Raw genomic sequence first — 24,036 nt, 5'->3', positions numbered from 1 at the left:
GCTGGGCTCTTGTGCGGGGTCGAGGGTGCCGGTTCCGCCCCGACTTTTCCTGCAGGGCAAGTGTTCCACAAAGAACCCAAATTCACATGAGCGTTCATTCTTTATTCCTCCTTTCTAGCCTGACTTTCCGGGATTCCTTGCCTCTAGAGTTAAACCCTGTGGCGGGTTTCCCAAGACCTCTAGAGCAGCCCCGTGTTACCCGCAATCGACAGGGCGTTACGCACAATATCCAGGAGCATGGAACGCACCTCATCCGACTTGAGAATCAGCACCAGCAGGCCTGCGAAACCGACCGCCGCGAGCATCACAATGCCGTACTCCGCAGTGGAGGCGCCCTCCTCCGGATCCCCCGCGGGGGCGTACTCTTCGAGCGCCTTTTCGTGCTCCTCAGAGGGTACATATTCGGTGCAGCCGGGCGCGTGCTCACCCAGGCTGCGGCAGGTGGCGCCACATTCGTCCAAGGTGCAGCCTTCGGCGAGCGCGCGGGCGATGGTCAATGCCTGTTCGGGGCTCAAACGGTCCGTGTTCATATCAATCTCCATTTCGTGAGGGTCAATCCTGGGGCCGGCATGCTTCTGCTCAGCGCCGGGGGAAAGTTCAGCATCAGTAAAGAGTTCGGGGCATTCTTCACGCAGCTGCTTCATGGTGGTTGCAATGGCAACGGACAGCGGCACGGGGCCCAGAATGGTCTGCGCTTCTGCACCGGATGCGGCGGGCTGAATTTCGCTCGGAATGCCACCCGGAGCACCGACCGGGGCGTTGCCCGGAGCGCCGACCGAAATATCGGCAGTGTGCAGATCGTGGCGGATTACTTCGCAAAGGGTGTTCGTCATTGGTTTTCCTTTCGTTGTACCCCGTTCATTCGGGGCGGGGTGGGTGCTCATCCGCATTCACGGCAGATGGGCGAAGGTCTAAAGCGAAGGTCTAAACTTTTCAGCATTTCGGCTAGTCGACAGTACTTATGGGCTTGGTTCTTTAGCCGGTCAGCGTGGGTAGTAGCGAAATGAGGATGGGCACAATGCCCAGGCAGATAAAGGCGGGCAGCGAGCACAACCCGAGGGGTACCACGAGCGCTACGGAGAGCTTTCCGGCGGCGCGTTCTGCCGCGCGGCGTTCGCTGAGGCGGTGCGCGTCGGCAAGGGAGAGCAGTAGCGCCGTGCTGGGTGCGCCGCCCGTATAGGCGGGGGCGAGCGCATCCCGCAGCTCACCGAAGGTTCCCGCCGCGGACCCCGACCAGGCACTCCCCCAGCCGCTGCCCATCTGTAGGCGCTGGCAGACCGTGTGCAACGGTCGGCTGTTAAGCGCCTCGGCGAGGGTGCCCAGTGCAGCGAGCGGTGCGAGCCCGGCTCTCAACTGCGCGGCGAGTAGTTCCAGCACGAGGGCGGTATCAACGGGCGGCATATTCGAGGTTTGTTCGGCTCCATTACTTGCCGCGCTCTCCACCTCTGCCCGATGCACGAGCGCGGCGGTCCAACGGCGCCCGGCGAAGGCGAGCCCCAGCCCAAGCAAACCGGTGAGCGCTCCGAGAACGGACCCGGTCAGCACACCCACAGGGTCGCTTCCCATGAGCACCCCCAAGCCGAGGCCGAGCAGCGGCAGCCAGGAGAGGATCCTGCCGGTGGCACGCGGTGCGGCGAGGGCGCTCTGCCTGCCCAGGAGCGCGTCGATGCGTTCTTCGGCGTGTTCTGCGGCGCGTTCCAGGCTCGTGGCGAGCGGCGCACCGGCACTCTCACTCATGCGCAGGCTCAGCTGCAGGTCGTGCAGGCGCTCGCGGCTGTGCGGGCGCATCCGGGTACTGTTTTCGAGTAGCTGCGCGCAGGCGAGGTGCGCGGGTGCACCCCAGGAGGTAACCGTGGCGAGAGCCTGCATGAAGCGGCGGATATCTTCGGCGCACCGCTTGTGCCCGTAGTCTTCAGAGAGGGGCGAGAGGCCTCGTGCACGTAGAGCCGGGGCGCTTCTCTTCGCACACGGTTTCCCCGTACCCGGCACCAGCTCGTTCCCCCCGAACTGCCCGAACTGCGCAAACTGCGCGGAGCCCGGGTCGGCGTGCACCGCCTCCTGCAGGGGGATGCCGGCGCGTAGGTTCAGAGCGAGGGTGCGTAGCATGAGCGGCCACATGTGCATTTCCTCGGCGCTGGCTGCTCCGGCGATGCGCCCAGCTAGGCGCTCAGTCCAGCGTTCGTGAAGGCTTCCGTTGCTCTTCTCGTTCTGCTGCATTGCTTCCTCCTTTCACGTTTTCTGCTTCCCCCATTTCGGGGGCTAGTACCCAACTTCAGAGCCAGTAGAAATACGCCTGACCTGCAGGTACTCTTCGCTCCCCTGTGTGGCGGGGTGCAGGCTGTAGACGCCCTCGATGCGGCGGCGACCATCCCGGTGTTCCAGGTGGATAATGCGTTCAAAAGCCGTCGCCGTATGTAGAGCGACCGTTCTACTATCCAGTCCGGCGAGCGCGCCCAGAGCACACAAACGCAGGGGAACCGCCTGCGCGCTATTGGCGTGCAGGGTCGTTCCGGCACCGCGGTGACCGGTGTTCATGGCGGTCAACAGGTGCACCACCTCCGCGCCGCGGCACTCACCGACCACGAGCCGATCCGGGCCCATACGTAGCGCCTGCACGATCAGCTCACCCAGCCCGATTTCGCCGGCACCCTCGGAGTTGGCGGCGCGGGTTTTGAGGGCAATAACCTGCTCATGCTGCGGCGCAAGTTCCGGGGTGTCTTCGAGCAAAATGAGGCGCTCCTGCGGCGTACACAGCCCCAGCAGGGCGTTGAGCAGGGTGGTTTTGCCGGTGCCGGTGCCCCCGCTAATGAGGAATCCGCGGCGTTCGGCAATCATGCGGCGCAGGTAGGCGGCGGTCGCCTCATCGCACAGCCCGGAGGCCTGCAGCTGCGCCAGGGTGGGGCGCTCGCGGGCGGGTAGGCGCACGGAGAGCCGGGTGCGTTCGCTCAGCGGCGGGATAATCGCGTGGATGCGCCTGCCGTGCTCGTCGCTAATGTCAGCCGCCGGATGCGCGGCATCCAGCTGCCCGCCGTGCCTGCGGATGAGCCGCTCGGCAAGGTCACGCACGCGCCGCTCGTTACCGAGGCTCAGCGCCACGGGGCGGGTGGTTCCGTTGATGCCCACCCAGATATCGCAGGGCGAGTTCACGTAGATATCGGTGATGGTTCCGGCGCGTTGCCCCTCGTCAAGGAGCAGTCCGAGGGCACCGAGGCCGTAGAGTTCCGCGGCGAGGTAGCGCAGCGCGGTCTGCCGGTTGACGGGCACGTATTCCACGCTGGGGTAGCTCCATGAGGCGGGCGCGGGTTGCACCGTTTTGGTGCGGAATTTTCGGGGCTTCGTCACATTAGTTCTATCTGCGCCCGTTCCTTCTGCGTTCGTGTTCCCCCAGGCATTCCCCTGGCATCCGCCATCGATGGCGCAAATTGCCTCATCCACGGCATTTTCGAGGATCTCGCGGAGGGGCTGGGATTCTTGGAGTAACCCACCGCCCGCGGCACTCGCAGCGTTTGCACTGCCCGCGGCAACCACACCCTCTGCGGGCGGCCGCTCCCCTGCCTTCTCGACTCCGGCACTGAATCCGTTACTGGGTCCGCCGCTGAACCCGGCGCTGAACCCGCCGCTAAAACCGCCCAGGGCGATAGCGCTCATCTGCGGCGAGCGCAGAATCAGCTCGCGGGCGTGCAGGGCGACGGCGCGGGCGCGATAGTCTTCGGGAATGAGCAGGGCGGGTAGCGAGTGCGCGCCGGTGTTCTGGACACCCGTATTCTGTGCGCCCGGCTGATTCGCGCCCTGTGCGGCACGCGGCGAGCAACCGTTGGGGTTGCCGGGATTGTTGGCAGGGTGCCCGGCGGGATTGTTGGAGGGGTTCATGGCGGGGTTCATGGCTCTAGGAGAGCATTGCACCCACCCCGAATTTTTAAGAGAATGAGCGTTCTGTGGATAACTCCTCGCGCACCCCGAAATATCCACGATGCACGCGTCTCAAACGAACAAAACGCACACATCCGGCGCTTTTATGACAAACCGCGGCGCATTCAGCCCTCCCCTGCCTCTTCCGCAAACCGCCCGCCCGCGACCACAAACCACGCGCCTTCGCACCCGGTCACCGATAATGGAAGAATGTACGTTCTGCTCAGTCCTGCCACCGGCGCGGGTATTACCGCCCAGACCGGCACCTCCGCGCACCCGGTCACCTCGGCTATTGCCGCGGGTGCGTCCCCGCGCGGTGCTCAACCGGTGACCTCGTGGGGTGCTTTTCATTTTTCGGCGCCGACCGCTGAACAGTTGCAGGACCCGACCTTTATTCCGCGGATTACGCGGGCGGATCGGGTGAGTGCGGCGAATCTTCCGGCGTATGTGCGAGAGGTGGAGCGGCAGGCGGCAGATTCGGCGCAGGCGCGTTTTCCCCGCTGGATTTGGGCTGATACCCGCCACGTTGACCCGCTGCTTCTGCGCCGCGGGGTGCGGGTGCATCTGTGCCATGATTTGCGTCTGGTGCAGCGAATTTTGACGACTGCCGCTACGCATCCGAGCGGTTTTGTGGAGTACAGCCCGGTGCTGGATCTTTCTGATGTGCGTGAGGCGGCCGAGCCTCAGGGGTATCTGCCGGTGGCGCGGCAGGTTCAGGGTCAGGAGGAGCTGTTTGGCGCTGATTTTTTGAGTGCCCCCGCCACCTCTTCCGCTACACATGCCGGTTCTCCTGCTGATTCCTCCCCCGATTTCCTTGAGGCGGCGCCTCATGAGCCTTTTGCCCCGCAGTTGGCGGCGGGCCCGGTGACTCTGCTGCCGGAGCATCCGGTGGTGCGCGTGCTGATGCGTGAGTGGCTGGCGCAGGCGCGCGCTATTAGCGAGTCAAGGCACCCGGAGCGGCTGCGTCTTTTGGCGGCGGCTGAGTCTGCCGGTGCGTTGGTGGCGGCTGAGATTGGTTATTACGGCATCCCGTTTAATGTGCAGGCGCATCATGAGCATCTGTGCGAGTTGTTGGGGCCGCGGCCGGTACCTGGGGAGCGCCCGCAGAAGATGCAGGAGTTGGCGGAGCAGATTCAGCGCATGCTGTTTATGCCGTCGTTGAACCCGGATTCACCGCAGGATCTTTTGCGTGCTTTGCAGTCTGCGGGGGTTTCGGTGAAGTCTACGCGTTCGTGGGAGTTGAAGAGTTGGGCGGATGCGATTCCGGCTCAGCGGCAGAAGCGTTGGGCGATGATTGACCCGATTCTGCGCTATAAGAAGCTGTACCGTATTTGGACTGCTAACGGCTGGACGTGGGCTGATACGTGGGTTTCTGAGGGTGCGTTCCGCCCGCATCTTGAGGTGGGCGGCGCCGCGACCGGGCGTTGGGGTGCTTCCGGCGGTGGTGCGTTGCAGCTTCCGGCGGAGATTCGTCAGGCGGTGCAGGCGCCGGAGGGTCAGGTGCTGACGGTGACGGACGGCTCGCAGATTGAACCGCGTATTCTGGCGGCGTTGAGCCGTGATGAGGCGCTCGCTTCGGCGGGTCGTGGCGCTGACCTGTATGCGGGTATTGCCGAGCTGGCGCGCATGAAGGGTGTGGGTTTGACGGAGCGTTCCCACGCGAAGGTGGGCATGCTGGCGATTATGTATGGCGGCCGCAGCGGTGAGATTGGTGCCCTGTTGCCGCATGTGGCGGCGCTTTTTCCGCAAGCGATGGACTTTACGGAGCGTGCCGCGCGCATTGGTGAGGCGGGCGGGCAGGTGACGACTTTTTTGGGTCGTACGTCCCCGCCGGTGGATGAGCGTTTCCGTGAGATTGTGGCTGATCGGTCTTCGCCGGCGGCTGAGTCGCGTGCGGTGTCGACTGCGCGTGCGCACGGGCGTATGACCCGCAATTTTATTGTGCAGGGTACGGCGGCTGAGTGGGCTCTATGCTGGATGGGCGCGGTGCGTTCTCGTCTGTTGTCGGAGCGGATTTTTGGTATGCCGATGCGCACCCGCATTGTGTATTTTTTGCACGATGAGCTTCTGCTGTGCGGTCCCGACCTGGAGGCGGATCGCGTGGAGCGTATTGTGCGTGAGGGCGCTGCGGAGGCGGCGCGTCTGCTGTTCGGTCGGGTGCCGGTTGATTTTCCGGTGTCGGTGGCGCGGGTGCGCAACTACGCAGACGGTAAATAATCAGCGGTAAATATTCTGCGGGCGGATCAAGACAAAAATAGGGGCGGCAGGTAGCTTCATTCAAGCTACCCACCGCCCCTATCTGCGCACTATTCTGCTCCCTATATCCGCTGGTCAGGCGTTTATTCTGCGATGAGCTTTACTCCTCGTAGCCGGGTGCCGGGCGCATCTTTTTCTGATCCCAGGGCACGGTCCAGCCGAGCGAGTCGAAGATCCGGTCCAGCAGAATTGCGGTGAATCCCCACACCGTGAATTCTTCGCCACCGGGCATACGCACCTCGAAGGCGGGGGTGCGGTGTGAGGTGCGGCCGCGTTTGACGTAGGCGGTGTGCCGGTTGGCGGGGTTGAGCAGGTCGCGCACGGGCACGCGGGCGATGAGCGCGGACTCGTTGTGGTCGACGACTTCGACGGGCACGGGGCTGTTCCACCAGCCGATGACGGGGGTGACCATGAAGTTACTGATGGGTAGCGGCAGGGTGTGCAGCTGGCCGAGGATCTGCACGCCGGCGGGGTCGAGCCCGGTTTCTTCGACCGCCTCGCGCAGGGCAGCGATGTGGGCGACGGGTTCGCCGGTGGTTTCGGCGAGCGCGTAGTCTTCGGGGTCGATTTTGCCGCCGGGGAAGGCGGGCTGACCGGCGTGTGAGCGCAGGGTTGCGGCACGTACGAGGAGCAGTACGTCCAGGTCGGCGCTAACGTTGTCGGGGCAGCCCTCAAATTCGCCGGTGGAGGGCGAGTTATCGAGCACGCCGAAGAGGATCAGCACGGCGGCTTCTTTGCTCAGGGGGCTGGCGGGTGCGCTGCGCAGCAGGGCTTGGACGTCGAATGCCACGCCGCCCTCTGCGAGAGCCGCCAGTGCCTGCTGGGCGGGGTGCTGTGCATCCTGCCCTGCCGGTTCGGATTGTACCGACTGCTCGGGTGCGCTCATCTGTGTACCTCTCTTCTGCGCGGCTGCATTCCGGTTCAGGTGCCGTTAGGCGCTGAGCGGGTAGCCTTCTGCCATGAGTTCGCGACGGGTTGCGCCCTGCAGGAATCGCAGGTGCAGATCTTCTCGGCCGGGTGCCATTTCGTATTTCATGAGTTTACGTGCTGCTTGTTCGTTCGTCTCCCCGGCGCCATAGGACGGGCAGAGGTCGGCGACGGGGCATACGCCGCAGGCGGGCTTTTTGGCGTGGCAGATGCGGCGGCCGTGGTAGACCATACGGTGTGAGAAGAGCGTCCAGTCTTTGCGTTCGATGAGTTTGGCGACGTCTTTTTCGACCGTCTCGGGGGCGTCTGCGGTGGTGAATCCCATGCGGCGGGCGAGGCGGCCGAAGTGGGTGTCTACGGTCAGTCCGGGCACGTCGAAGGCGTTTCCGAGGACTACGTTCGCGGTTTTGCGGCCGACTCCGGCGAGTTCTACGAGCTCTTCGAGGGTTGAGGGGACCTGCCCGTTGTGGCGTTCGACGAGCTGCTGGGAGAGGGTGACGATGGAGCGTGCCTTGGCGCGGTAGAAGCCGAGGGACTGAATGTAGGGTTCGACCTCTTCGGTACGTGCGGAGGCGAGCGCGGCGGCGTCCGGGTAGCGTGCGAAGAGTGCACCGGTGACGGAGTTGACGCGCACGTCGGTGGTTTGTGCCGAGAGCACGGTGGCGATGAGTAGCTCGAAGGGGTTGTCGAAGTCGAGTTCTGCGACGGCGTAGGGGTAGGTTTCGCCGAGGATGCGGTTAATCTTTCGGGCGCGGCGCACGGTGGCGAGGTGGCTTTCGGGTACGCGTGCGTTGAGGCGGCGTGCGGCGGCTGCGGCTTTGAATTCGGGGACGAATCGGATCTGCAGGAGCGATTCGGCGTTCTCTGCCGCGTTGTTCTCAGCCGCGTTATTTTCTGCCGCGGTGTTCTCTACTTCGGTGCGGGTGGCGTTCTCGGTCATAGCGCGAGGGTACCGGGCTTGGGCGTGTGGGCGGTAGCGAGGTTCACCGTACTTGGCCCGCTCCCCATCATTTTCTGGGCAGTTCGCGCCGGCTAGCGCTCAGCGGGCGCCAGCTGTGCCACACTGGTTTTATGTCAGATACGATTTTTGTGCTTAATGGACCGAATTTGAACCTGCTTGGGCAGCGCCGCCCCGAGGTGTACGGCTACACCACTCTGCACGATATTGAGCGTATGGTGCGTGAGCGCGCGGCGGATCATGGTTTTGATGTTGAGTTTATGCAGTCGAATCATGAGGGTGCGCTGGTGGATGAGATTCAGCGTGCTCGTACTCGTGGCGCGGCGATTATTATCAACCCGGCGGCGTACACACATACGTCGGTGGCGCTGCACGATGCGCTGGAGGCGGCTGAGCTTCCGGTGGTTGAGGTGCATCTGTCGAATGTGCATCGTCGTGAGCAGTTCCGTCATCATTCGTTTGTGTCGCCGCAGGCTACTGCGGTGATTGCCGGTGCGGGTGCGTACGGCTATGTCATGGCGGTTGATTTCCTCGCCCAGCATTTGGCGGAATAACAGTGCAGCACCTCGCGGAATAGCCCAGCGCGCCTCCGTTCGTTAAATAGTTCAGGCTCCCGTTCCTCGTGTGAGGGCGGGAGCCTGAACTTTTATCGCTATTTAGCGGCTAGTTACTTGCGGCAGGTGCCGGTGGAGACTGCGGCGGTGTTGTCGCCGCCTTCGGCCAGTGCCTGCTTGAGGGTGCTTGCGGTGATGGCGTAGCCGGTCTGGCCGGTGGTTGCCTTACCGAAGATCACGCCGACCACGTTGCCGTTTTCGTCGAGGACGGGGCCGCCAGAGTTGCCGTGCTGCACGTCGGCTGCCAGCTGGTAGACCTGGCGCATGGCGTTGGCGCGGCCGGTGTCGGCGTCGATGGTCTGGGTGTTGCCGATGCCCTGCACGGTGGCGGGCAACGCCTTGAACGGGCCGCCCTTGGGGTAGCCCATGAAGGTTACGAGGCTACCTGCGGTGGCGTTGGGGCCGATAGTCAGCGGTTCGAGCGGCAGCTTGGGAACGCTGATGAAGGCGATGTCCTGTTCGGTGTCCATGTAGACGACGGTGCCGGGCCAGGTGCGGCCGCGGGAGTCCTGCACGACCGGGGAGGTCACGCCGGCGACCACGTGGGCGTTGGTGACGACCAGGCCGTTGTCCGCCACGAAGCCGGAGCCGGTGGAGGTGTAGCCGCACTGCTCGGCGGCGCCCAGGATCTCAACCACGGAGGCTGCCGCCCGGTCCAGTGCCGCGGATTCTACGGTCTGGGTGGGGGCGCTGGTTTCGGGGGCGATGAGCTGGCTGACTTCGGGAATGGTTCCGAAGGCGAGCACGTCATTGCGTACCGTGTTGATGCGGTCCTTGACGACCTCGGGGGTGGAGGCGACCATCCAGGAGAGGGTCTTGGAGTCGCTGAGCGCAGTGTTGAGCTGCGGGATGGGTACGGTGCGCATGGAGATGGTCAGCACGACCATGACCAGGGCGCAGGCGGCGAGGTTCAGCACGCCGCCGAAGAAGCGTTCAACGCCCTTGAGCGGGGTGATGTCGGTGACGCGGCGGATGGTGCGTCCGGCAACGAGGCCGAGCCACTGTCCGATGGTCAGGCAGATGATGAGCACACCGACGGCGGTAATGAGGCTCCATTGGGATCCCACGGATGCCACGGCGAGGGGCACGAGCCAGGCTGCGGCGCAGACGCCCAGACCCAGGCCGAGGAAGGTTCCGAGGGTGGTGAAGAATCCGCTGCGGACTCCGGCGAGGAAGTAGAGCAGCAGAATGATGGGGATAGCAATATCAAGCAGGTTGATGCCAGTCGTCACGACTAATTGCCTCCTTGGTGGGTAGAAATGGTCACGGTGTGCCCATGTGGTTGGTGCGGGCTGTGCCCGGTGAGTGTGGCGGCGCGTTAACACCCAGTGGTGGATGCGGCGGGCTTGTGTTCCCGGGGTTTTGGGCTCGGGGTTCTGCCTCGTCGCATCGTACCGTGTGTGGAGGCGGTGCACCTCCTGGTCATGAGGGTGTCTGCGTGCTTGGTACCGAAAAAAGTACACACCTGAATGCCTGATATTAGGTGCTGAACCTGTGGGTAAGCTTTGAATTTTCTCGGAAGAAATAACTTTTGCTGTAAAGCTCGCCCTATCGGAATGCACAAACAGCTTTTTTAGGGTACGCTCATATCAGTTGAATATGTCACACTAGCTTGAGCCTTCTCACATTTCAGATGTTGAGACGCATGGCACCGGTTCGGGCTCACTCACTGAACATTTATGAGCTTCGGCTCATCACCTCATATCTAGGAGAACTTTATGGATCTCGAGATCCTCCGTCGTACCCCTCTCTTTGCTAACCTCGACGACGCAGCTTTCGCTCTGCTGACCGATGACATTCAGGAGATTGACCTCTCCCGCAACGCTGTCCTTTTCTACGAGGGTGACCAGGACGATCAGCTCTTCGCTGTGCTCTCCGGTAAGGTCAAGCTGGGCCGTACCGCCGCTGACGGTCGCGAGAACATGGTCGCGATTATGGGTCCCGGTGATGTTTTCGGCGAGATGGCTCTCTTCGACCCCTCGCCCCGTTCGACCAACGCTGTGGCTGTTTCTGAGACCCGCTTGGCTGCCATCAAGCACGAGTCTTTCAAGCGCGCACAGCAGCTGGACCCCTCGATTTCCGATCAGGTCATTAAGACTCTGGCTCGCCGCCTGCGCCACGCTAACGAGGCACTGGCTGACCTGGTCTTCTCCGACGTTCCCGGCCGCCTCGCTAAGGCACTGCTGGACCTGGCTGACCGCTTCGGCCGCCCCGCAACCGACGGTGTGCTCGTTGCTCACGAGCTGACCCAGGAAGAGCTGGCACAGCTGGTTGGTGCATCCCGCGAGACCGTGAACAAGGCTCTTGCCGAGTTCGTTTCTCGCGGCTGGATCCGTCTGGAGGCACGCGCAGTTGTCATTCTGGACCTGCCCCGCCTGCGCCAGCGTTCCCGCTAAGGTCTCTTTGAGTTAGGGCATTCTAGGACGCCCTCGCTAAAAGACGCACGACTTAAATAGATCAGGAGCCGTTTCCCTCTGCATGGGGAAACGGCTCCTGATTTCTTTAACGCTTCATCATACGAGCGAGCGGATGCACTACCCTCTTAGAGCACACCCATCGCGCCGGTGTACATGGAACCGGTGGTAGCCGGAACCACCTCGGTGAAGGAGAGCATGCACGCGCCGTTGTGGGTGACGAGCACGGGCTTCTTCACCTCAATATTGCGGCGCTTGGACAGCCAGGCCACGGAAGTCTGGGCCTTCGCCAAAGATTCGAGCAGGCACATCACGCCGGGGGTGATGAGCTGGTCGAGGGTGCGTCCCACCGTGTTGGGCTGACCGATGCGGTCGCCCAGTTCACTGGTGTCCTTGGCTTCGAGCAGTTCACGCACGTTCAGCCAGTCGCCCCACACACCCTTACCGAGCAGCAGCTTCGGGTCCTGGCCTACGGGTAGCGCCGTGGTGAAGTAGGCAATGTCGTAACGCTTGAGGAAGAAGTCCGGGGACTGCCAACGCGCCACGGGGCGCAGCAGATCGGCGCGTACGCTCAAACCACTGGAGGTCAGAAAGTCTGAGAAGCTCTTGTCCTGTGCCGCAACCGCTTCACGCCAGCTCATGAGCTCGGGAGTGCTGGAGCGTTCCACCACGTCCTGGTCGTCCTCACCGGCAAGTAGGATGCCGGTCTCTTCGAAGGACTCACGGATGGCAGCCATGACGCTGCGGCGTGCCTGAGTTACGTCAGAGAAGTGGAACTGTTCTTCCCAGTATTCGGCGCCGGGGCCGACCCAGGAGGCCGCCTCATCATCACCGGGAAGAGCCGTACCACCGGGGAAAGCCACCACGCCCAACGGCGAACTGCCGGGGCGGTAGGTCAGAATCGTTTCGAGGCCGTTGTCGCCGTCGCGCACAAAAATGACGGATGCCGCCTGGCGCATCGTGCAGCCGGTCGCACCTTCGTTACCGCCTTCACGCCAACTTTCGGCTGCGGTGCGCATGAACTCAGGAATCGTGTAGAGACGCTGGATGCAGGAGGTTCGCGGGTTAGCCGCAGACTGGCGGCCGGTAAACATGCGGGGGCGTTCCACGCCTTCAGCCGGGGTGGGGGTGCCGAAGCGGCGTTCCTGCACCGGCAGGGGCAGAGTCTTGATATCCTGTGATTCGCCGGATCCGTGACCGTCTATACCGTTCACCGTCTTTTGGGCGCCACTTTGTGCTGCCCGCTGAGCCTGGGCAGCACGAATAGCAGACAGCGGCAGCGCGCCGGTGTACAGATTAGACATATTCAACAATGATCTCGACCTCTACGGGCGAGTCCAGGGGAAGAACGGGAACGCCGACGGCGGAGCGGGCGTGCTGGCCTGCCTCACCGAAGATTTCGCCGAGCAGTTCGGATGCGCCGTTAATGACGGCGGGCTGAGCGGTGAAGTTCACCTCGGATGCCACGAAGCCGACAACCTTCACGACGCGCTGCACGCGGTCCAGGTCGCCAATGACGGACTTGACCGCTGCCAGGGCGTTGAGCAGGCTGATACCCGCGTACTTCTTCGCATTCTCGGGGGTCACGAAGCCTTCAGCACCGGAGTCGGACACCTTACCGGTTTCGGGCAGGGCGCCCTCAACGAAGGGCAGCTGGCCGGAGGTGTACACGTAGGAGCCGGAGGTCACCGCGGGAACGTATGCGGCAACGGGGGCGGGTGCTACGGGCAGTTCGTAACCGAGTTCGCGGATACGTGCTTCAATACGGGATTCAGTCATGATTACTCCAGAAGGATGGCGGGTGATGGCACCCAAACGGTGATAGGGGAAATGCCGTAAATCTAAACGCTACTGATATTCAGGCAGCTGTTAAACGGCTAACCGGCGGCCTTCCTCATCTATTCCCGCGCTCCCCTAGTTAAAGGAGAGCCGGGATAGCGAGGTGACCGCCGGGTACGCTGCTCTTAGTCAGCCTTCTCGCGCTTAAAGTAGGCGATGGGGTTGCCCTGAGTCGGAGCGACCATATTCGACGCGGGGGTTGCGCCAGCAGGTGCGGATGCGCCGGGGAGAACAGTTACGAGCTCCCAGCCGTCTTCACCCCAGTTGTCGAGGATTGCCTTGGTCGTGTGGATCATCAGCGGTACAGTTGCGTATTCCCATTTCTTCATACCCTCTAGACTAGCTTTCAGGGTCGAATAAGTAAAAGGGATTCACTATGGTTTCGGTCAATGTCCGGGGCTTTTGGGGGCTTTATTCTCGGGGTTGAAGCCCCCGCGTCCCTATGGGGTACCGAACCGGACTTCCTCTCACAGCTTCATGGGATAAACTGAATGAATGGCTTCATCTAAGAAAACCCGTGCGCGTCGCCGCCCGGGAGATTTTTTGCAGTTCCTCGCGTTCAGCGTGATTGCCGGTTTCCTTGCGGCAATTATTGTCGTACCCCCTGCCGTGAGCTTGGGTATGGTCACGAACGCGTCGATGTCATGGTTCCAGGACCTTCCTAACGACATTGCCGATGGCATCTCTTCCCGTCCTTCTACTATTTACGCTGCTGACGGCAAAACCGAAATCGCGACCTTCTTTGAAGAGAACCGCGAACCGGTCAAGCTGGATCAGATTTCTCAGCACATGAAGGACGCTATCGTCTCGGTGGAGGACCGCGACTTCTACAACCACGGTGCTGTCTCCGCTATCGGTATCGGTCGTGCGTTCCTGAACAACATCATTAACTCCAACAGCGGCCGCCGTCAGGGTGCATCCACCCTGACCCAGCAGTACGTTAACAACCTCATTGTTGACTCCGCTGTGGCTCGTGGTGAGGACGCAACCGCAACCCTGAACGGTAACAAGACCTACGCCGCAAAGATTCGCGAGATGAAGCTTGCGATTTCTATGGAGCAGAACAAGTCCAAGGACGAAATCCTTGAAGGCTACCTGAACATCGTGAACCTTGGTGGTTCGAACTACGGTGTTGAGGCTGCTGCACAGTACTACTGGGGTATTTCCGCTAAGGACCTGAACGTGGCGCAGTCCGCGCTTCTGGCCGGTCTGGTGCAGGCACCGAACGTGTACGACCCGACCGTGAACCCCGAACTTGCCCGTGAACGCCGCGACATCGTTCTGGGCACCATGCTCCGCGACGGCAAGATTTCCGACAAGGAATACAGCGACGCCATCGCCAGCGACATTAAGCTCAACGTCCATACCAAGTCCCAGGGTTGCTCCCTGGCAGGCGACAAGGCGTTCTTCTGCCGTTACGTGGTCAACTACCTGCTGCAGGATGAGTCCCTCGGCGCAACCGCTGAGCTGCGTAACACCGCCATCAAGCGTGGCGGCCTGAAGGTGATCACCACCCTGAACCCCGAGGCTCAGACCGCGGCTAAGCAGGCAGTGGACTCCACCCAGCCCGCAGCAACCAACTGGAACGACGTGAACTCCGCCCTGACCAGTGTTGAGCCCGGTACCGGTCGCGTCATCGCGATGGCACAGAACACTGAGCTCGGCACCCCGGCTGACGCAAACGACCACTCCAAGACCGAGTACAACTACAACGTTGATAGCGCCTACGGTGGTACCCGCGGCTTCCAGCCCGGTTCGACGTTCAAACCGATTATTCTGGCTCAGTGGCTCATCAGCGGCCGCGGCGCTAACGCTACCGTGAACGGTACCCAGCTGTTCTGGCCCACCAGCTTCGGTTGGAACGCCAAGTGCTACGAGGGCGGTAAGTACTACTACACCGGTCAGCCGAACGGCTGGTCCTACAAGAACGCGTTCAACGGTGGCCTAGGCTACAACACCGCGGCGTACGGTATTCGCCAGTCGTTGAACTCGTACCTGTACGGCATGCTCTCCCAGCTTGACCTGTGCGATGTGCACGACCTGTCCATCAAGATGCACGCCCTGGACGGTACCGGCGAACCGCTGCACAGCATCCCCGACCTGGGTACCAACATTGGTGGTACCAAGTACGGTATCTCTCCGCTGACCAGCGCATCCATGTACGCTATCTTCGCTTCTGAGGGTAAGTACTGCACCCCGCGCCCCATCGAGAAGATCACCAAGACCAACGGTGAAACCATGAAGGAATACCAGAACCAGTGTGAGCAGGTTCTGGATCCGGACATCGCGAACGGTGTCAGCTGGGTTCTGAAGGGTGTTATCCAGCCTGGCGGTTCCGCTTCTCAGCGCGGTATTGGTCTGCCGAACGGTTCGGCTGCGAAGACCGGTACGAACGATAACTCCTCCCAGACCTGGCAGGTTGGCTACACTCGTGGCCTGTCCACCGCGTCTTGGGTTGGTTCTAACAACCTCGGCTTCCGTTCCCTGAACGGTGTGGGCATTAACGGTCGTGTTCTGAACTATGTGGATGGTGCGACCTACGCCGGTGCTCAGTGGCAGTCGTTCATGAAGACGATCGCACCGAAGTACAACACGAAGGACTTCACCACCCCCAGCGATAAGATTCTGTCGTACAGCTAGAATCACAGCTCATCAGCTGAAGCCTGAAAGGCGATTGATAATGTGTGAAAACGCAGTCAACGCCCGCGTCCCCGTGGCGGTCCCGGGCGCACGCGGCTCCTCCCCGCTCCTGAAGAAGGTAGCGGGGGCGGTAGCCGCCACTGCAGCTTTGGGGGCCGCCACGGCGGCGTATGGGCACTTTATTGAGCTGAACAATTTTCAGCTCCGCACCGAGTCCCTGCCAGTACTGCCCGCCGGTAGTCCTGACTTCAGGATTCTGCATATTTCGGATATGCACATGATCCCGGGCCAGCAGAAGAAGATTGATTTCATGCACTCGCTGGCTGCCCTGGAGCCGGATTTGGTGATGAACACGGGCGATAATCTCTCCCACGTGGACGGTATGGGTCCGCTGCTGGAGGCGCTCGACCCGCTCATGGATTTCCCCGGCGTGTTTGTGCCCGGCTCGAATTGCTATTTCGCGCCCGTCTTCAAGAACCCGGCACGCTACCTGTGGCAGCCGCGCACCCCGCAGATGATTGAGGAGGGCTCGCGTGTAGCACTGCCCATTGAGCGGATGCACGAGGCGTTCGAGTCGCGCGGCTGGACGGGCCTGGTCAACCGCTACGACACGCTGAACCTTAAGGGTCTGCGTCTGGAGTTCTCCGGTGTGGATGACCCGCACCTGCGCTACGATGAACACCCCGGCTTCGCCCCCGGCGCCTTCGATGAGGGGCAGGAGCCGAGCGTCCGTATCGGCGTGGCGCACGCCCCCTACATGCGTACCCTGTACCGCTTCGTGCAGGACGGCGCGCAGGCTATTTTTGCCGGTCATACGCACGGCGGTCAGGTCTGCCTGCCCGGCGGTCATGCCCTGGTCAGCAACTGCGATTTGCCGCCTTCGCGTGCGAAGGGTGTCAGTAAGCAGTCCGGTATTCCGGTTCAGGTTTCTGCCGGTTTGGGCACCTCTCGTTTTGCGCCGGTCCGTCTGTTCTGCCCGCCGGAGGCAATCCTGGTGACCCTCACGGCTCGCGATAAGGGTGAAGCCGACGCTTCGAAAGGTGGCCGCCGCTAATGTCTGAGGCTTCTACAGCAAGCACGACTAAGCGCCGCCGCAACCCCTTCTTGGAGACGGCGAGCGAACCCACCCCCGACCCGATTGACTATGCGCACGGTCAGCGTGCCCCGCGCACCCTCGCCGCGTATGCGCGTCCGATTCGTGTGCGCTGGGGTGTGGGTCTGCTGGTGGCGTTCGGTGCCGGTGCCCTTGAGATCTCCATCCCGCAGGTACTGCAGATTATTGTGGATCATCTCTCGCAGAGCACCACCGAGAGCGCCATCTGGATTGCCGGTGGCCTGGTGCTTCTGCTGGGCATTGCGCACGCCTCCTTCATGTATTGGAGGCGCTGGCTGATTGTGGACCCGACCTCCACGATTGAGCTGTCCATGCGCATGAACTTTTTTGACCGCCTGCTCAGTGCCCCGCTTTCTCTGCTGGATCGTTGGCCCTCCGGTCAGTTGCTGACCCGCTCCATGAGCGATTTGGGGACGATTCGCCGCTGGTTGTCTTTCGGTATTGTTCAGATGCTGACTGTTGTGGTGATGTTCCTGGTCGGTGGCTTCTTCATGCTACGTTCTTCGCCGTCGCTCGCGCTGGTGTTCGTGGTGACCGTGCCGATTCTGGTGCTGTCACTGGTGAACTTCACCCGCAAGTACTACCGCGCCTCGCATGAGATTCAGCAGATGACGGGTGATCTCTCCACCCGTATTGAGGAGTCTGTACGCGGCATCCGCGTGATTAAGGCGCTGGGCCGCTCCCCCGAGCAGATTCAGGAATATTCCAAGTCGGTGGACGCCCTGCAGGCGCGCGAGTACGGCAGGTCGATGCTGGTGGCTCGTGTTGCCCTGTACCAGGGCCTGATTGTGGGTATCTCCACGGCGGTGGCGCTGGCTGTGGGCGCTTCGCAGGTTGCGGCGGGCACCTTGAGCCTGGGCGCGATGACCGCCTACTTTGCGGTACAGACGACCGTGCTCAGCCACGTGACGCGCTCGACCGCGCTGATGTCTGCCTATTTGAGCTATAAGGTGGCATTGGAACGCCACAACGAGGTCATGGACGAGCCCGGCTTTGAGGCGGTGCCGCTGGTTCGTGGCTCCGCGGCTATGTCTGGGCCCGAGCATCCGCAGGGTGCTTCTGATTCGTCAACACTAGCTGGAGTGTCTGCCGAGGGCGGCTCCGGGAAGGAAACTATGCAGTACCCCAGCGGTGGCGCAGTATCTGTCACTTTCGATCACGTTCAGTTCAGCTACGATGCTGCCGAAGCACCTGTTTCTGCAGAGGATACCGGCGCAAACTCTGAGGTGAAGGCACCCGAGGTTTCCGTGCTGAAGGACGTAAACTTCAAGGTCTTCCCGGGCGAGATTCTGGCGCTGGTGGGTGCAACCGGTAGCGGCAAGTCGACCGTGCTGTCGCTGGTTCCGCGTTTCTACGAGCCGACCTCCGGTTCCCTGCGTTTTGGCACCCGAGATGCCGCCGCAATGTCCATTGAGGAGGTGCGCGCCCAGACCGCGTTCGTCTTTGAGGAGGCGGTGCTCTTCTCCGGCACGGTCCGCGAGAACGTGCTGATGGGCGTTGCTGAACAGTACGAGCGCGGCACCGAGGATGAGGACTACCCCGCCGCAGAAGAGCTGGAGGCGACCCTCCAGACCGCGCTACAGCTGGCTGCGTGCGATTTCGTGGCGGAGCTTCCGCAGGGTCTGGATACCGTCATTGGTGAGGAGGGTCTGAGCCTTTCGGGTGGTCAGCGTCAGCGTCTGTCGTTGGCACGTGCCCTGGCGAAGCGCCCCTCCGTGCTGCTGCTGGATGACCCGTTCTCGGCGCTGGACGTGAACACAGAGGAGCGTATTATTACCGGTCTGCGTGAGGGTCTGGAGGGCCTGGGCGGCGCTACGACCCTGTTGACGGCGCACCGCCCCTCCACCGTGGCGTTGGCGGACCGTGTGCTACTGATGGTTGATGGTGCCGTGGTCGCCGAAGGCACTCACGCTGAGCTGATGGACTCTTCGGAGCAGTACCGTCAGCTGATGACGATGGAGGAGGGCTAATGGCCCATCATCGTCCGGCGGAGCCGCGGGAGCAGATGAGCCCGCAGGAGCGCGCGGAGACCCGTGAACGCTCGATGGCTCTGCTGCGCCAGATGTTGCGCCCGCACCGTGGGGCGTTGGCTCTGTCGATTATTTCAGTGCTTTTGGTCTCGGGTTCCTCGGCGGTTGCGCCGATTCTGATTGCCCGCGTCCTGGATAGTTCCATTGAGCCACTCAAGCAGGGTGACGTTTCTCCCCTACTGACCCTGCTGACGTTTTTTGTGGTGGCTACCGCGGTGACCGCGATTTTTTCGTGGGTCAACGTGGCGTACACGGTGCGCGTGTCGCTGGGCGTGGTGGTGTACCTGCGTAAGCGGGTGTTCCGTCACGCGCAGTTGCTGAGCGTGTCGTTCCATGAGCGGTACACCTCGGGCAAGGTCATTTCGCGTTTAACCAGCGATATTGATACGGTCCGCAGCTTCTTGGATAGCGGCATCAGCCAGTTGGCGATTACCTTGCTGTCCATGGTGATTTCTGCGGTCGCTATTTTCCTTCTGGATTGGCGTATTGGCCTGTTCATGCTGGTCATGGGCGTGCCGATTTACTTCTTGACGCGCTGGTTCCAGAAGACGGCGGTGCCGGTTTTCCGTACGATGCGTACCGAGTCTGCGCATTTGACGAGCCGTTTTGTGGAGACTTTTACGGGTATCCGTGCGGTGAAGGCGTTTGGTGCGGAGGCGCAGATGCGTTATGAGTACGCTCAGGCGTCGGAGCGTTACCGCCTTGCGGTGATGGATTCCATTAAGATTTTCGGCGTCTACTCACCCGTGCTGATGCTTTTGGGCAATGTGTTTATTGCCGGTGCGTTGGTGCTGGGTGGTTATGCGGTGCTGGGCGGCACCATGCAGATCGGTACCCTGCTGGCGCTGGTGATTTACGCGAACCGTGTGTTTGAGCCGGTCATGCAGCTTTCTGAGTTCTACAACATGTTCCAGTCGGCGATGTCCGCGCTGGAGAAGCTGTCGTCGTTCTTGGCTGAGGAGCCGGAGGTTGCTGAGCCGGAGCATCCGCATGAGCGCGCTGTAGAGTCTGCTACCGGTACCGCTGCGGGCACGTCCGGCAAAGTTCAGGGTGCTCTGGTGGAGCTGGATTCGGCGGTCTTTGGGTACACGTCGGATCGTCACGCTTTGAAGGAGACGAGCCTGCGCATTGAGCCGGGTACGACCGTGGCGCTGGTGGGTGCTACGGGTGCCGGTAAGTCGACGATCGCTAAGCTGGTGGCTCGTTTTTACGATGTTTCGTCCGGTCAGGTGCGTATTGACGGCGTGGATGTCCGCCAGTTGGCGGATGTGCAGCTGCGCCGTGAGGTGCTCATGCTGACCCAGGAGGTGTTCCTGTTCTCCGCGTCGATTCTGGAGAATATCCGCATGGGTAACCCGCAGGCGTCCGATGAGCAGGTGAAGGCTGCCGCGAAGGCGGTGGGTGCTGACGCGTTCATTGAGCGTCTGCGTGACGGCTACGAGTCACAGCTGGGCCGTGGCGGTATTACCCTGTCGGCGGGTCAGCGTCAGCTGGTTTCGTTTGCTCGCGTGTTCTTGGCGAATCCGCGGGTGCTGATTCTGGATGAGGCGACGGCTTCGCTGGATATCCCGAGTGAGCGTGCGGTGCAGGCGGCGCTGCGAACCGTGTTGGCGGGGCGTACGGCGCTGGTGATTGCGCATCGCCTCTCGACAGTTCTGGGTGCTGATCGTGTGCTGGTGATTCATGAGGGCTCCGTGGTGGAGGATGGCTCCCCGCAGCAACTGATTGCCTCCGGCGGTCGTTTTGCGGCGATGTACGCCTCCTGGGATGAGCTGAATCAGGTTCAGGAGGCTGAAGCCTAGGAACTTTATTTGCCTCTCCCCCGACCGGTGGTGTGCCGTTGTGTTGCGTTCTGAATTTTTTTGGGTTATCCTAGGTGAGTTGCCTACGGTATTCGCTGATAGGTCAACATCGGGATGTGGCGCAGCTTGGTAGCGCGCGTCGTTCGGGACGACGAGGTCGCAGGTTCAAATCCTGTCATCCCGACAACTAGCCCCGGTCCTCTGGACCGGGGCTTTGTCGTACCCGCAGTATTTTTGCTGCGCAGTTTGAGTGTATAAAAGCGGCCCTCTCCCCGCGCAGGAACGCAGGGAGGGGGCCGCTTTCACGTTGAGTTCAGTTCGGTTAGCCGCGCCCGGAGATGAGGGCGAGAATCGCCTCTAGAGGGCCGCGTCCGGCAATGGAGCGTGCCATGCGTGACCAGAGGGTGCAGAAGCCCAGGGCGATTGCGGCGCCGAGCAGCAGGAAGGCGCTCCAGTACACGGCGGTGCCCCAGCCTCCGGTGGCGACGTAGTGCTCGCCGACGGTGAATGCCTTGATGGTGGGTCCGGCGTAGATGATGATTCCGCTCAGCACAATGGAGGCACTCAGCGACATCTGGCCCAGGCGGGCGATGGGGGTGAGCATTCCCGCCTGTGCGGAGAGCAGGCGCGCGCATTCGGCCCAGAAGTAGAGGGTTGCCGCGAGGTTTAGGGTTAGCAGCACCTGCGGGCTGTTGAGGAAGCCGAGCTCGGTGTAGGGGTTGAAGGTGCGGTAGACGGCGAGCGCCAGCACGGCGAGTACTACGGGGATTGCGAGCTTTGCCTGCAGGTTGTCGTAGAGGCGCACGAGCACGATGCCCAGGCACATGACCCAGATGAGCTGGGCGCTTTGGGCGTGGTTGACGCCGTGGCTTGCGAGGAAGGGTAGCTGGGTAGCGGTCCACTGGTCGGCGTGTGCGGCTACGTCCATGAGGAGGGTGTAGGTCCAGGTGATGAAGGGGCTGGTGACCACCGCCAGCACGGCGACCGCCCACAGGGGCAGGTGCACGATGAATAGGGTGAGCAGGGTGAGTAGCGCCAGGTGCACGAGCATGTCGAAGGGCAGAGAGTAGCTGAAGCCCTGCGCCGGTACGGTCACTCCGGCTTGCGGCAGGTAGGTGGCACCCTGCATGAGTGCCACGCCCAGCAGAAGTAGCGCGAGGAATCGCACGATGGTTCCGGCGAAGAACTGCGAAAAGTTTGCGGTGCGGGCGTAGCGCCAGGCGGCGGCACCCAGGATTGCGGCGAAGAGCGGTTCAGCCGGTACGAGGGTCTGAGGGATCCAGAATTTCCAGGACACCGGGATTAGTTGCAGCCAGTATCCGAAGGGGATGAGCAGGCTGAGCACGGCGAAGGCGCGGGCGAGGTCGAGCCCGAGGTCGCGTCGGGTGCCTCCGAGGGAGGCGGCGCGTGCCCCGCTGCTGACGGTGGGGATGGGTTGTGTGCGCCCTGCTGCCATGTCCTCGCTCCTTGTAGTGCCGTGTTTGAGAGTCTGTGCGCCCTGCCAGGGGGTGTGCCCTGCCGGGGTATCTGCCGCGTCCGGTGGTGTGAGCCGGATGCGCTGGCATAGGTGTTAAGTGTAACGGCTGCTCGGGTGGTGGCGCGGAGGTTTTGCTCTCATGTGGTTTCCTCGTGCGGTTATTTTCGGTGTTCAGGCGCTCGATACGTGCTGTTCAAGTGTTGTTGCACGAGGTTAGGTGTGTACCATTGGTACGTTCTTAAAGGTGGGGCAATCCGGCGGGCGCATATTTTCGCCCCGTTCGCTGTCTCAAACGCGCCCCACCTGCACACACCACGTTGAGGTTTTATGTTTTCGACTTTTTCCCCGCTTTTCTTGACGGATTTGTGGGCTTCTGGTGCTCTTCTTGCTTCGGGTACGACTCTGTCGGAAGGTTCGAGCCACGATAGCGGCCAGTTTGTGTCCATTTTCTGGATTACGTTGGTTGCGTTGCTGTCCCCGATTCTTTCGCGTCTGACGGGCAAGAAGATCCCTGATGTGGTCTTCCTGCTTATTTTTGGTCTGCTCATCGGCCCGAATATGCTCAACCTTGCCAGCAGTGAGGGCGGTATCCCGCTGCTGAAGGAGCTTGGTCTGGGCATGCTCTTTTTGATTGCGGGCTTTGAGATTAACGTGTCGTCGTTGCGTAGCCGTCAGGGTTATAGCGCTATTGCCACGTGGGTGGTGTGCTTTGCTCTGGGTATGACGGGTGCGGCGGTTATTACGTCGTTCTCGCATGAGCTGAATACGTATATTGCGGTGGGCGTGGCGTTGAGTTCCACGGCCTTGGGCACGCTATTGCCGATGTTGAAGTCTCACGGTGCTGCCGGCACACCGGTGGGTAATGCGGTGCTGGTGCACGGTGCCGTGGGTGAGCTTCTGCCGATTTTCGCTATTTCACTACTGCTGTCTTCGCGTTCGCCGGGCATGGCGTTTGTGGTGTTGCTGGCGTTTATGGTGGTGGCGGTGATTGTGGCGCTGATTCCTCACCGTCTGTTTGCGCATGTGCCGGGTCTGCGTCAGATTATGGCTGCGGAGGCGAATACGACCGGTCAGACGGTTCTGCGTCTTGCCATGTTCCTGCTGGCGACCCTAATCATGTGCACTGCCCTCTTTGATTTGGATGCGGTGCTCGGTTCCTTTGCGGCGGGCCTTATTCTGCGTACCCTGACCCCTCCGGCGGCTTTGCATATGATGACTCGCCGCCTTGAGGTGGTTGGTTTTACGTTCATGATTCCGCTGTTCTTTGTGGTTAGCGGTATGGGCATTGATGTCTCTGCTGTGGTGGCTAAGCCTTTGGGTCTGCTTGCCGTGGTGGTGGGTATTCTGCTGTGCCGCGGCGTTCCGGTTCTTTTGGCGGAGCATTTCTTCGATACCCGTTCGGGTCTGACCACTCGCGCACAGAAGGCGCAGTTGGCGTTGTATTCGGCTGCGGGTCTGCCGATTATTGTGGCGGTGACGGAGGTTGCGACCAGTTCGGATCTTTTGGAGGAGTCCACGGCGTCGCTGCTGGTTGCCGGCGGCGCGCTGACGGTTCTGCTGTTCCCGCTATGGGCGTTGGGTATTCGTCAGGCGTTTGGTTCTGGTCAGCCGATTCAGCAGGAGCCGAGCCGTAAGGAGCAGATGAATGCGTTGAAGGCTCAGCGTAATGCGCAGGCGAAGCTTGCCACGGGCATGATTCCGGTGGTTCGTTTGAAGTCGCAGGCTGATTCCGAAACCCAGCCTGATTCTGAGTCCCAGCCCGATTCTGAGTCCCCGGCTGATGCTCAGCCCGGCTCTGCCGAGGCTACGGGCGCTTCCGCTGGTTCTAGCGTTGCGTCCCGAGCAGCCTCTCGGGCTGGGGCAAAGAAGCGTAAGGGTTCTGCGGAAAATACGGGTTCTGCAGAAATCTAGCAGCGGCTACGGTACGGTTGCCTTCGGCGTTTCAAGGTCGGTTACAAACCGGTTTAAGTGAGAATCTCGCTTACAGTCGCCGCAACCTTATGTGGGATTGAATTTATAAAACCACACAATACCAGGCAGTTAAAGCCCTGCAAAC

Annotated in this window: 18 protein-coding genes and 1 tRNA gene; 9 read left to right on the top strand and 10 right to left on the bottom strand. The window is 61.7% G+C overall.

Annotated features, from left to right (window positions below; all coding sequences use genetic code 11):
- Positions 1-179 precede the first annotated feature (179 nt).
- The 3 genes from HMPREF2884_RS00945 to HMPREF2884_RS00935 all read right to left on the bottom strand — a co-directional run bounded on the left by HMPREF2884_RS00945 (position 180) and on the right by HMPREF2884_RS00935 (position 3,870).
- Entirely contained in the window at positions 180-833 is a 654-nt protein-coding gene (locus HMPREF2884_RS00945) for a DUF4244 domain-containing protein (RefSeq protein WP_083309661.1), read from the bottom strand.
- Positions 834-975: 142 nt separating this feature from the next.
- Positions 976-2,217: a type II secretion system F family protein gene (locus HMPREF2884_RS00940; RefSeq protein ID WP_070614867.1), complete on the bottom strand. Its 1,242-nt coding sequence runs from the start codon at positions 2,215-2,217 to the stop codon at positions 976-978.
- 42 nt (positions 2,218-2,259) lie between these two features.
- Positions 2,260-3,870 (bottom strand): TadA family conjugal transfer-associated ATPase, encoded by a 1,611-nt coding sequence (locus HMPREF2884_RS00935; protein ID WP_070614866.1) that lies wholly within the window; start codon positions 3,868-3,870, stop codon positions 2,260-2,262.
- Between the two features lie 249 nt (positions 3,871-4,119).
- Between HMPREF2884_RS00935 and HMPREF2884_RS00930 the strand changes: the two genes are divergently transcribed.
- Positions 4,120-6,126, top strand: coding sequence for a bifunctional 3'-5' exonuclease/DNA polymerase (locus tag HMPREF2884_RS00930; protein WP_070614864.1), 2,007 nt, complete (start codon positions 4,120-4,122; stop codon positions 6,124-6,126).
- Between the two features lie 139 nt (positions 6,127-6,265).
- Here HMPREF2884_RS00930 and HMPREF2884_RS00925 read toward each other — a convergent pair whose 3' ends face one another.
- Complete coding sequence (locus tag HMPREF2884_RS00925) at positions 6,266-7,051, bottom strand: NUDIX hydrolase (protein ID WP_070614862.1); 786 nt, start codon at positions 7,049-7,051, stop codon at positions 6,266-6,268.
- Positions 7,052-7,096: 45 nt separating this feature from the next.
- On the bottom strand, positions 7,097-8,032 hold the full coding sequence (gene nth / locus HMPREF2884_RS00920; protein ID WP_070614860.1) for an endonuclease III: 936 nt from the start codon (positions 8,030-8,032) through the stop codon (positions 7,097-7,099).
- A gap of 131 nt (positions 8,033-8,163) precedes the next feature.
- On the opposite strand from nth, the gene aroQ reads away from it, so the two are divergent.
- Positions 8,164-8,604 carry a type II 3-dehydroquinate dehydratase gene (aroQ, locus tag HMPREF2884_RS00915; protein ID WP_005504658.1) on the top strand — a complete coding sequence of 147 codons (441 nt, stop codon included), beginning with the start codon at positions 8,164-8,166 and terminating at the stop codon, positions 8,602-8,604.
- 113 nt (positions 8,605-8,717) lie between these two features.
- Here the strand turns inward: aroQ and HMPREF2884_RS00910 are convergent, their stop codons facing one another.
- Positions 8,718-9,896 (bottom strand): MarP family serine protease, encoded by a 1,179-nt coding sequence (locus tag HMPREF2884_RS00910; RefSeq protein ID WP_070614858.1) that lies wholly within the window; start codon positions 9,894-9,896, stop codon positions 8,718-8,720.
- Positions 9,897-10,382: 486 nt separating this feature from the next.
- On the opposite strand from HMPREF2884_RS00910, the gene HMPREF2884_RS00905 reads away from it, so the two are divergent.
- Positions 10,383-11,060, top strand: a complete 678-nt coding sequence (locus HMPREF2884_RS00905) for a Crp/Fnr family transcriptional regulator (protein ID WP_005504653.1) — start codon at positions 10,383-10,385, stop codon at positions 11,058-11,060.
- Positions 11,061-11,206: 146 nt separating this feature from the next.
- Here HMPREF2884_RS00905 and HMPREF2884_RS00900 read toward each other — a convergent pair whose 3' ends face one another.
- The 3 genes from HMPREF2884_RS00900 to HMPREF2884_RS00890 all read right to left on the bottom strand — a co-directional run bounded on the left by HMPREF2884_RS00900 (position 11,207) and on the right by HMPREF2884_RS00890 (position 13,246).
- Positions 11,207-12,382: an NUDIX hydrolase gene (locus HMPREF2884_RS00900; protein WP_070614856.1), complete on the bottom strand. Its 1,176-nt coding sequence runs from the start codon at positions 12,380-12,382 to the stop codon at positions 11,207-11,209.
- Entirely contained in the window at positions 12,375-12,857 is a 483-nt protein-coding gene (locus HMPREF2884_RS00895; RefSeq protein WP_005508253.1) for a RidA family protein, read from the bottom strand. Before HMPREF2884_RS00895 ends, HMPREF2884_RS00900 begins: the two co-directional genes overlap by 8 nt.
- Positions 12,858-13,042: 185 nt before the next feature.
- Complete coding sequence (locus HMPREF2884_RS00890; RefSeq protein WP_005504647.1) at positions 13,043-13,246, bottom strand: DUF4177 domain-containing protein; 204 nt, start codon at positions 13,244-13,246, stop codon at positions 13,043-13,045.
- A 166-nt stretch (positions 13,247-13,412) separates the two neighbouring features.
- Here HMPREF2884_RS00890 and HMPREF2884_RS00885 point away from each other — a divergent pair, with 166 nt between their 5' ends.
- The 5 genes from HMPREF2884_RS00885 (at position 13,413) to HMPREF2884_RS00865 (ending at position 20,687) form a co-directional block, all read left to right on the top strand.
- A complete protein-coding gene (locus tag HMPREF2884_RS00885; protein ID WP_070614855.1) occupies positions 13,413-15,557 on the top strand; it encodes a transglycosylase domain-containing protein in 2,145 nt (714 codons plus the stop codon).
- Positions 15,558-15,597: 40 nt separating this feature from the next.
- Positions 15,598-16,611, top strand: a complete 1,014-nt coding sequence (locus HMPREF2884_RS00880) for a metallophosphoesterase (protein ID WP_070614852.1) — start codon at positions 15,598-15,600, stop codon at positions 16,609-16,611.
- Positions 16,611-18,641 (top strand): ABC transporter ATP-binding protein, encoded by a 2,031-nt coding sequence (locus tag HMPREF2884_RS00875; protein ID WP_070614850.1) that lies wholly within the window; start codon positions 16,611-16,613, stop codon positions 18,639-18,641. Before HMPREF2884_RS00880 ends, HMPREF2884_RS00875 begins: the two co-directional genes overlap by 1 nt.
- Positions 18,641-20,503, top strand: coding sequence for an ABC transporter ATP-binding protein (locus tag HMPREF2884_RS00870; RefSeq protein WP_070614848.1), 1,863 nt, complete (start codon positions 18,641-18,643; stop codon positions 20,501-20,503). The genes HMPREF2884_RS00875 and HMPREF2884_RS00870 overlap by 1 nt, the downstream gene beginning before the upstream one ends.
- A 110-nt stretch (positions 20,504-20,613) precedes the next feature.
- Positions 20,614-20,687, top strand: a tRNA-Pro gene (locus HMPREF2884_RS00865).
- 138 nt (positions 20,688-20,825) lie between these two features.
- Here the strand turns inward: HMPREF2884_RS00865 and HMPREF2884_RS00860 are convergent.
- Positions 20,826-21,959 carry a hypothetical protein gene (locus HMPREF2884_RS00860; protein WP_070614846.1) on the bottom strand — a complete coding sequence of 378 codons (1,134 nt, stop codon included), beginning with the start codon at positions 21,957-21,959 and terminating at the stop codon, positions 20,826-20,828.
- Between the two features lie 348 nt (positions 21,960-22,307).
- Here HMPREF2884_RS00860 and HMPREF2884_RS00855 point away from each other — a divergent pair, with 348 nt between their 5' ends.
- Complete coding sequence (locus HMPREF2884_RS00855) at positions 22,308-23,891, top strand: cation:proton antiporter (protein ID WP_070614844.1); 1,584 nt, start codon at positions 22,308-22,310, stop codon at positions 23,889-23,891.
- Positions 23,892-24,036 lie beyond the last annotated feature (145 nt).

Source organism: Rothia sp. HMSC073B08 (assembly GCF_001812975.1).
Taxonomy (GTDB): domain Bacteria; phylum Actinomycetota; class Actinomycetes; order Actinomycetales; family Micrococcaceae; genus Rothia; species Rothia mucilaginosa.
This window is presented reverse-complemented; position numbering and strand designations above follow the sequence as displayed.

Coding starts and splice junctions, on each gene's coding strand:
- HMPREF2884_RS00945 (WP_083309661.1), bottom strand. CDS start 833: ATGACGAACACCCTTTGCGAAGTAATCCGCCACGATCTGCACACTGCC.
- HMPREF2884_RS00940 (WP_070614867.1), bottom strand. CDS start 2,217: ATGCAGCAGAACGAGAAGAGCAACGGAAGCCTTCACGAACGCTGGACT.
- HMPREF2884_RS00935 (WP_070614866.1), bottom strand. CDS start 3,870: ATGAACCCCTCCAACAATCCCGCCGGGCACCCTGCCAACAATCCCGGC.
- HMPREF2884_RS00930 (WP_070614864.1), top strand. CDS start 4,120: ATGTACGTTCTGCTCAGTCCTGCCACCGGCGCGGGTATTACCGCCCAG.
- HMPREF2884_RS00925 (WP_070614862.1), bottom strand. CDS start 7,051: ATGAGCGCACCCGAGCAGTCGGTACAATCCGAACCGGCAGGGCAGGAT.
- nth (WP_070614860.1), bottom strand. CDS start 8,032: ATGACCGAGAACGCCACCCGCACCGAAGTAGAGAACACCGCGGCAGAA.
- aroQ (WP_005504658.1), top strand. CDS start 8,164: ATGTCAGATACGATTTTTGTGCTTAATGGACCGAATTTGAACCTGCTT.
- HMPREF2884_RS00905 (WP_005504653.1), top strand. CDS start 10,383: ATGGATCTCGAGATCCTCCGTCGTACCCCTCTCTTTGCTAACCTCGAC.
- HMPREF2884_RS00900 (WP_070614856.1), bottom strand. CDS start 12,382: ATGTCTAATCTGTACACCGGCGCGCTGCCGCTGTCTGCTATTCGTGCT.
- HMPREF2884_RS00895 (WP_005508253.1), bottom strand. CDS start 12,857: ATGACTGAATCCCGTATTGAAGCACGTATCCGCGAACTCGGTTACGAA.
- HMPREF2884_RS00890 (WP_005504647.1), bottom strand. CDS start 13,246: ATGAAGAAATGGGAATACGCAACTGTACCGCTGATGATCCACACGACC.
- HMPREF2884_RS00885 (WP_070614855.1), top strand. CDS start 13,413: ATGGCTTCATCTAAGAAAACCCGTGCGCGTCGCCGCCCGGGAGATTTT.
- HMPREF2884_RS00880 (WP_070614852.1), top strand. CDS start 15,598: ATGTGTGAAAACGCAGTCAACGCCCGCGTCCCCGTGGCGGTCCCGGGC.
- HMPREF2884_RS00875 (WP_070614850.1), top strand. CDS start 16,611: ATGTCTGAGGCTTCTACAGCAAGCACGACTAAGCGCCGCCGCAACCCC.
- HMPREF2884_RS00870 (WP_070614848.1), top strand. CDS start 18,641: ATGGCCCATCATCGTCCGGCGGAGCCGCGGGAGCAGATGAGCCCGCAG.
- HMPREF2884_RS00860 (WP_070614846.1), bottom strand. CDS start 21,959: ATGGCAGCAGGGCGCACACAACCCATCCCCACCGTCAGCAGCGGGGCA.
- HMPREF2884_RS00855 (WP_070614844.1), top strand. CDS start 22,308: ATGTTTTCGACTTTTTCCCCGCTTTTCTTGACGGATTTGTGGGCTTCT.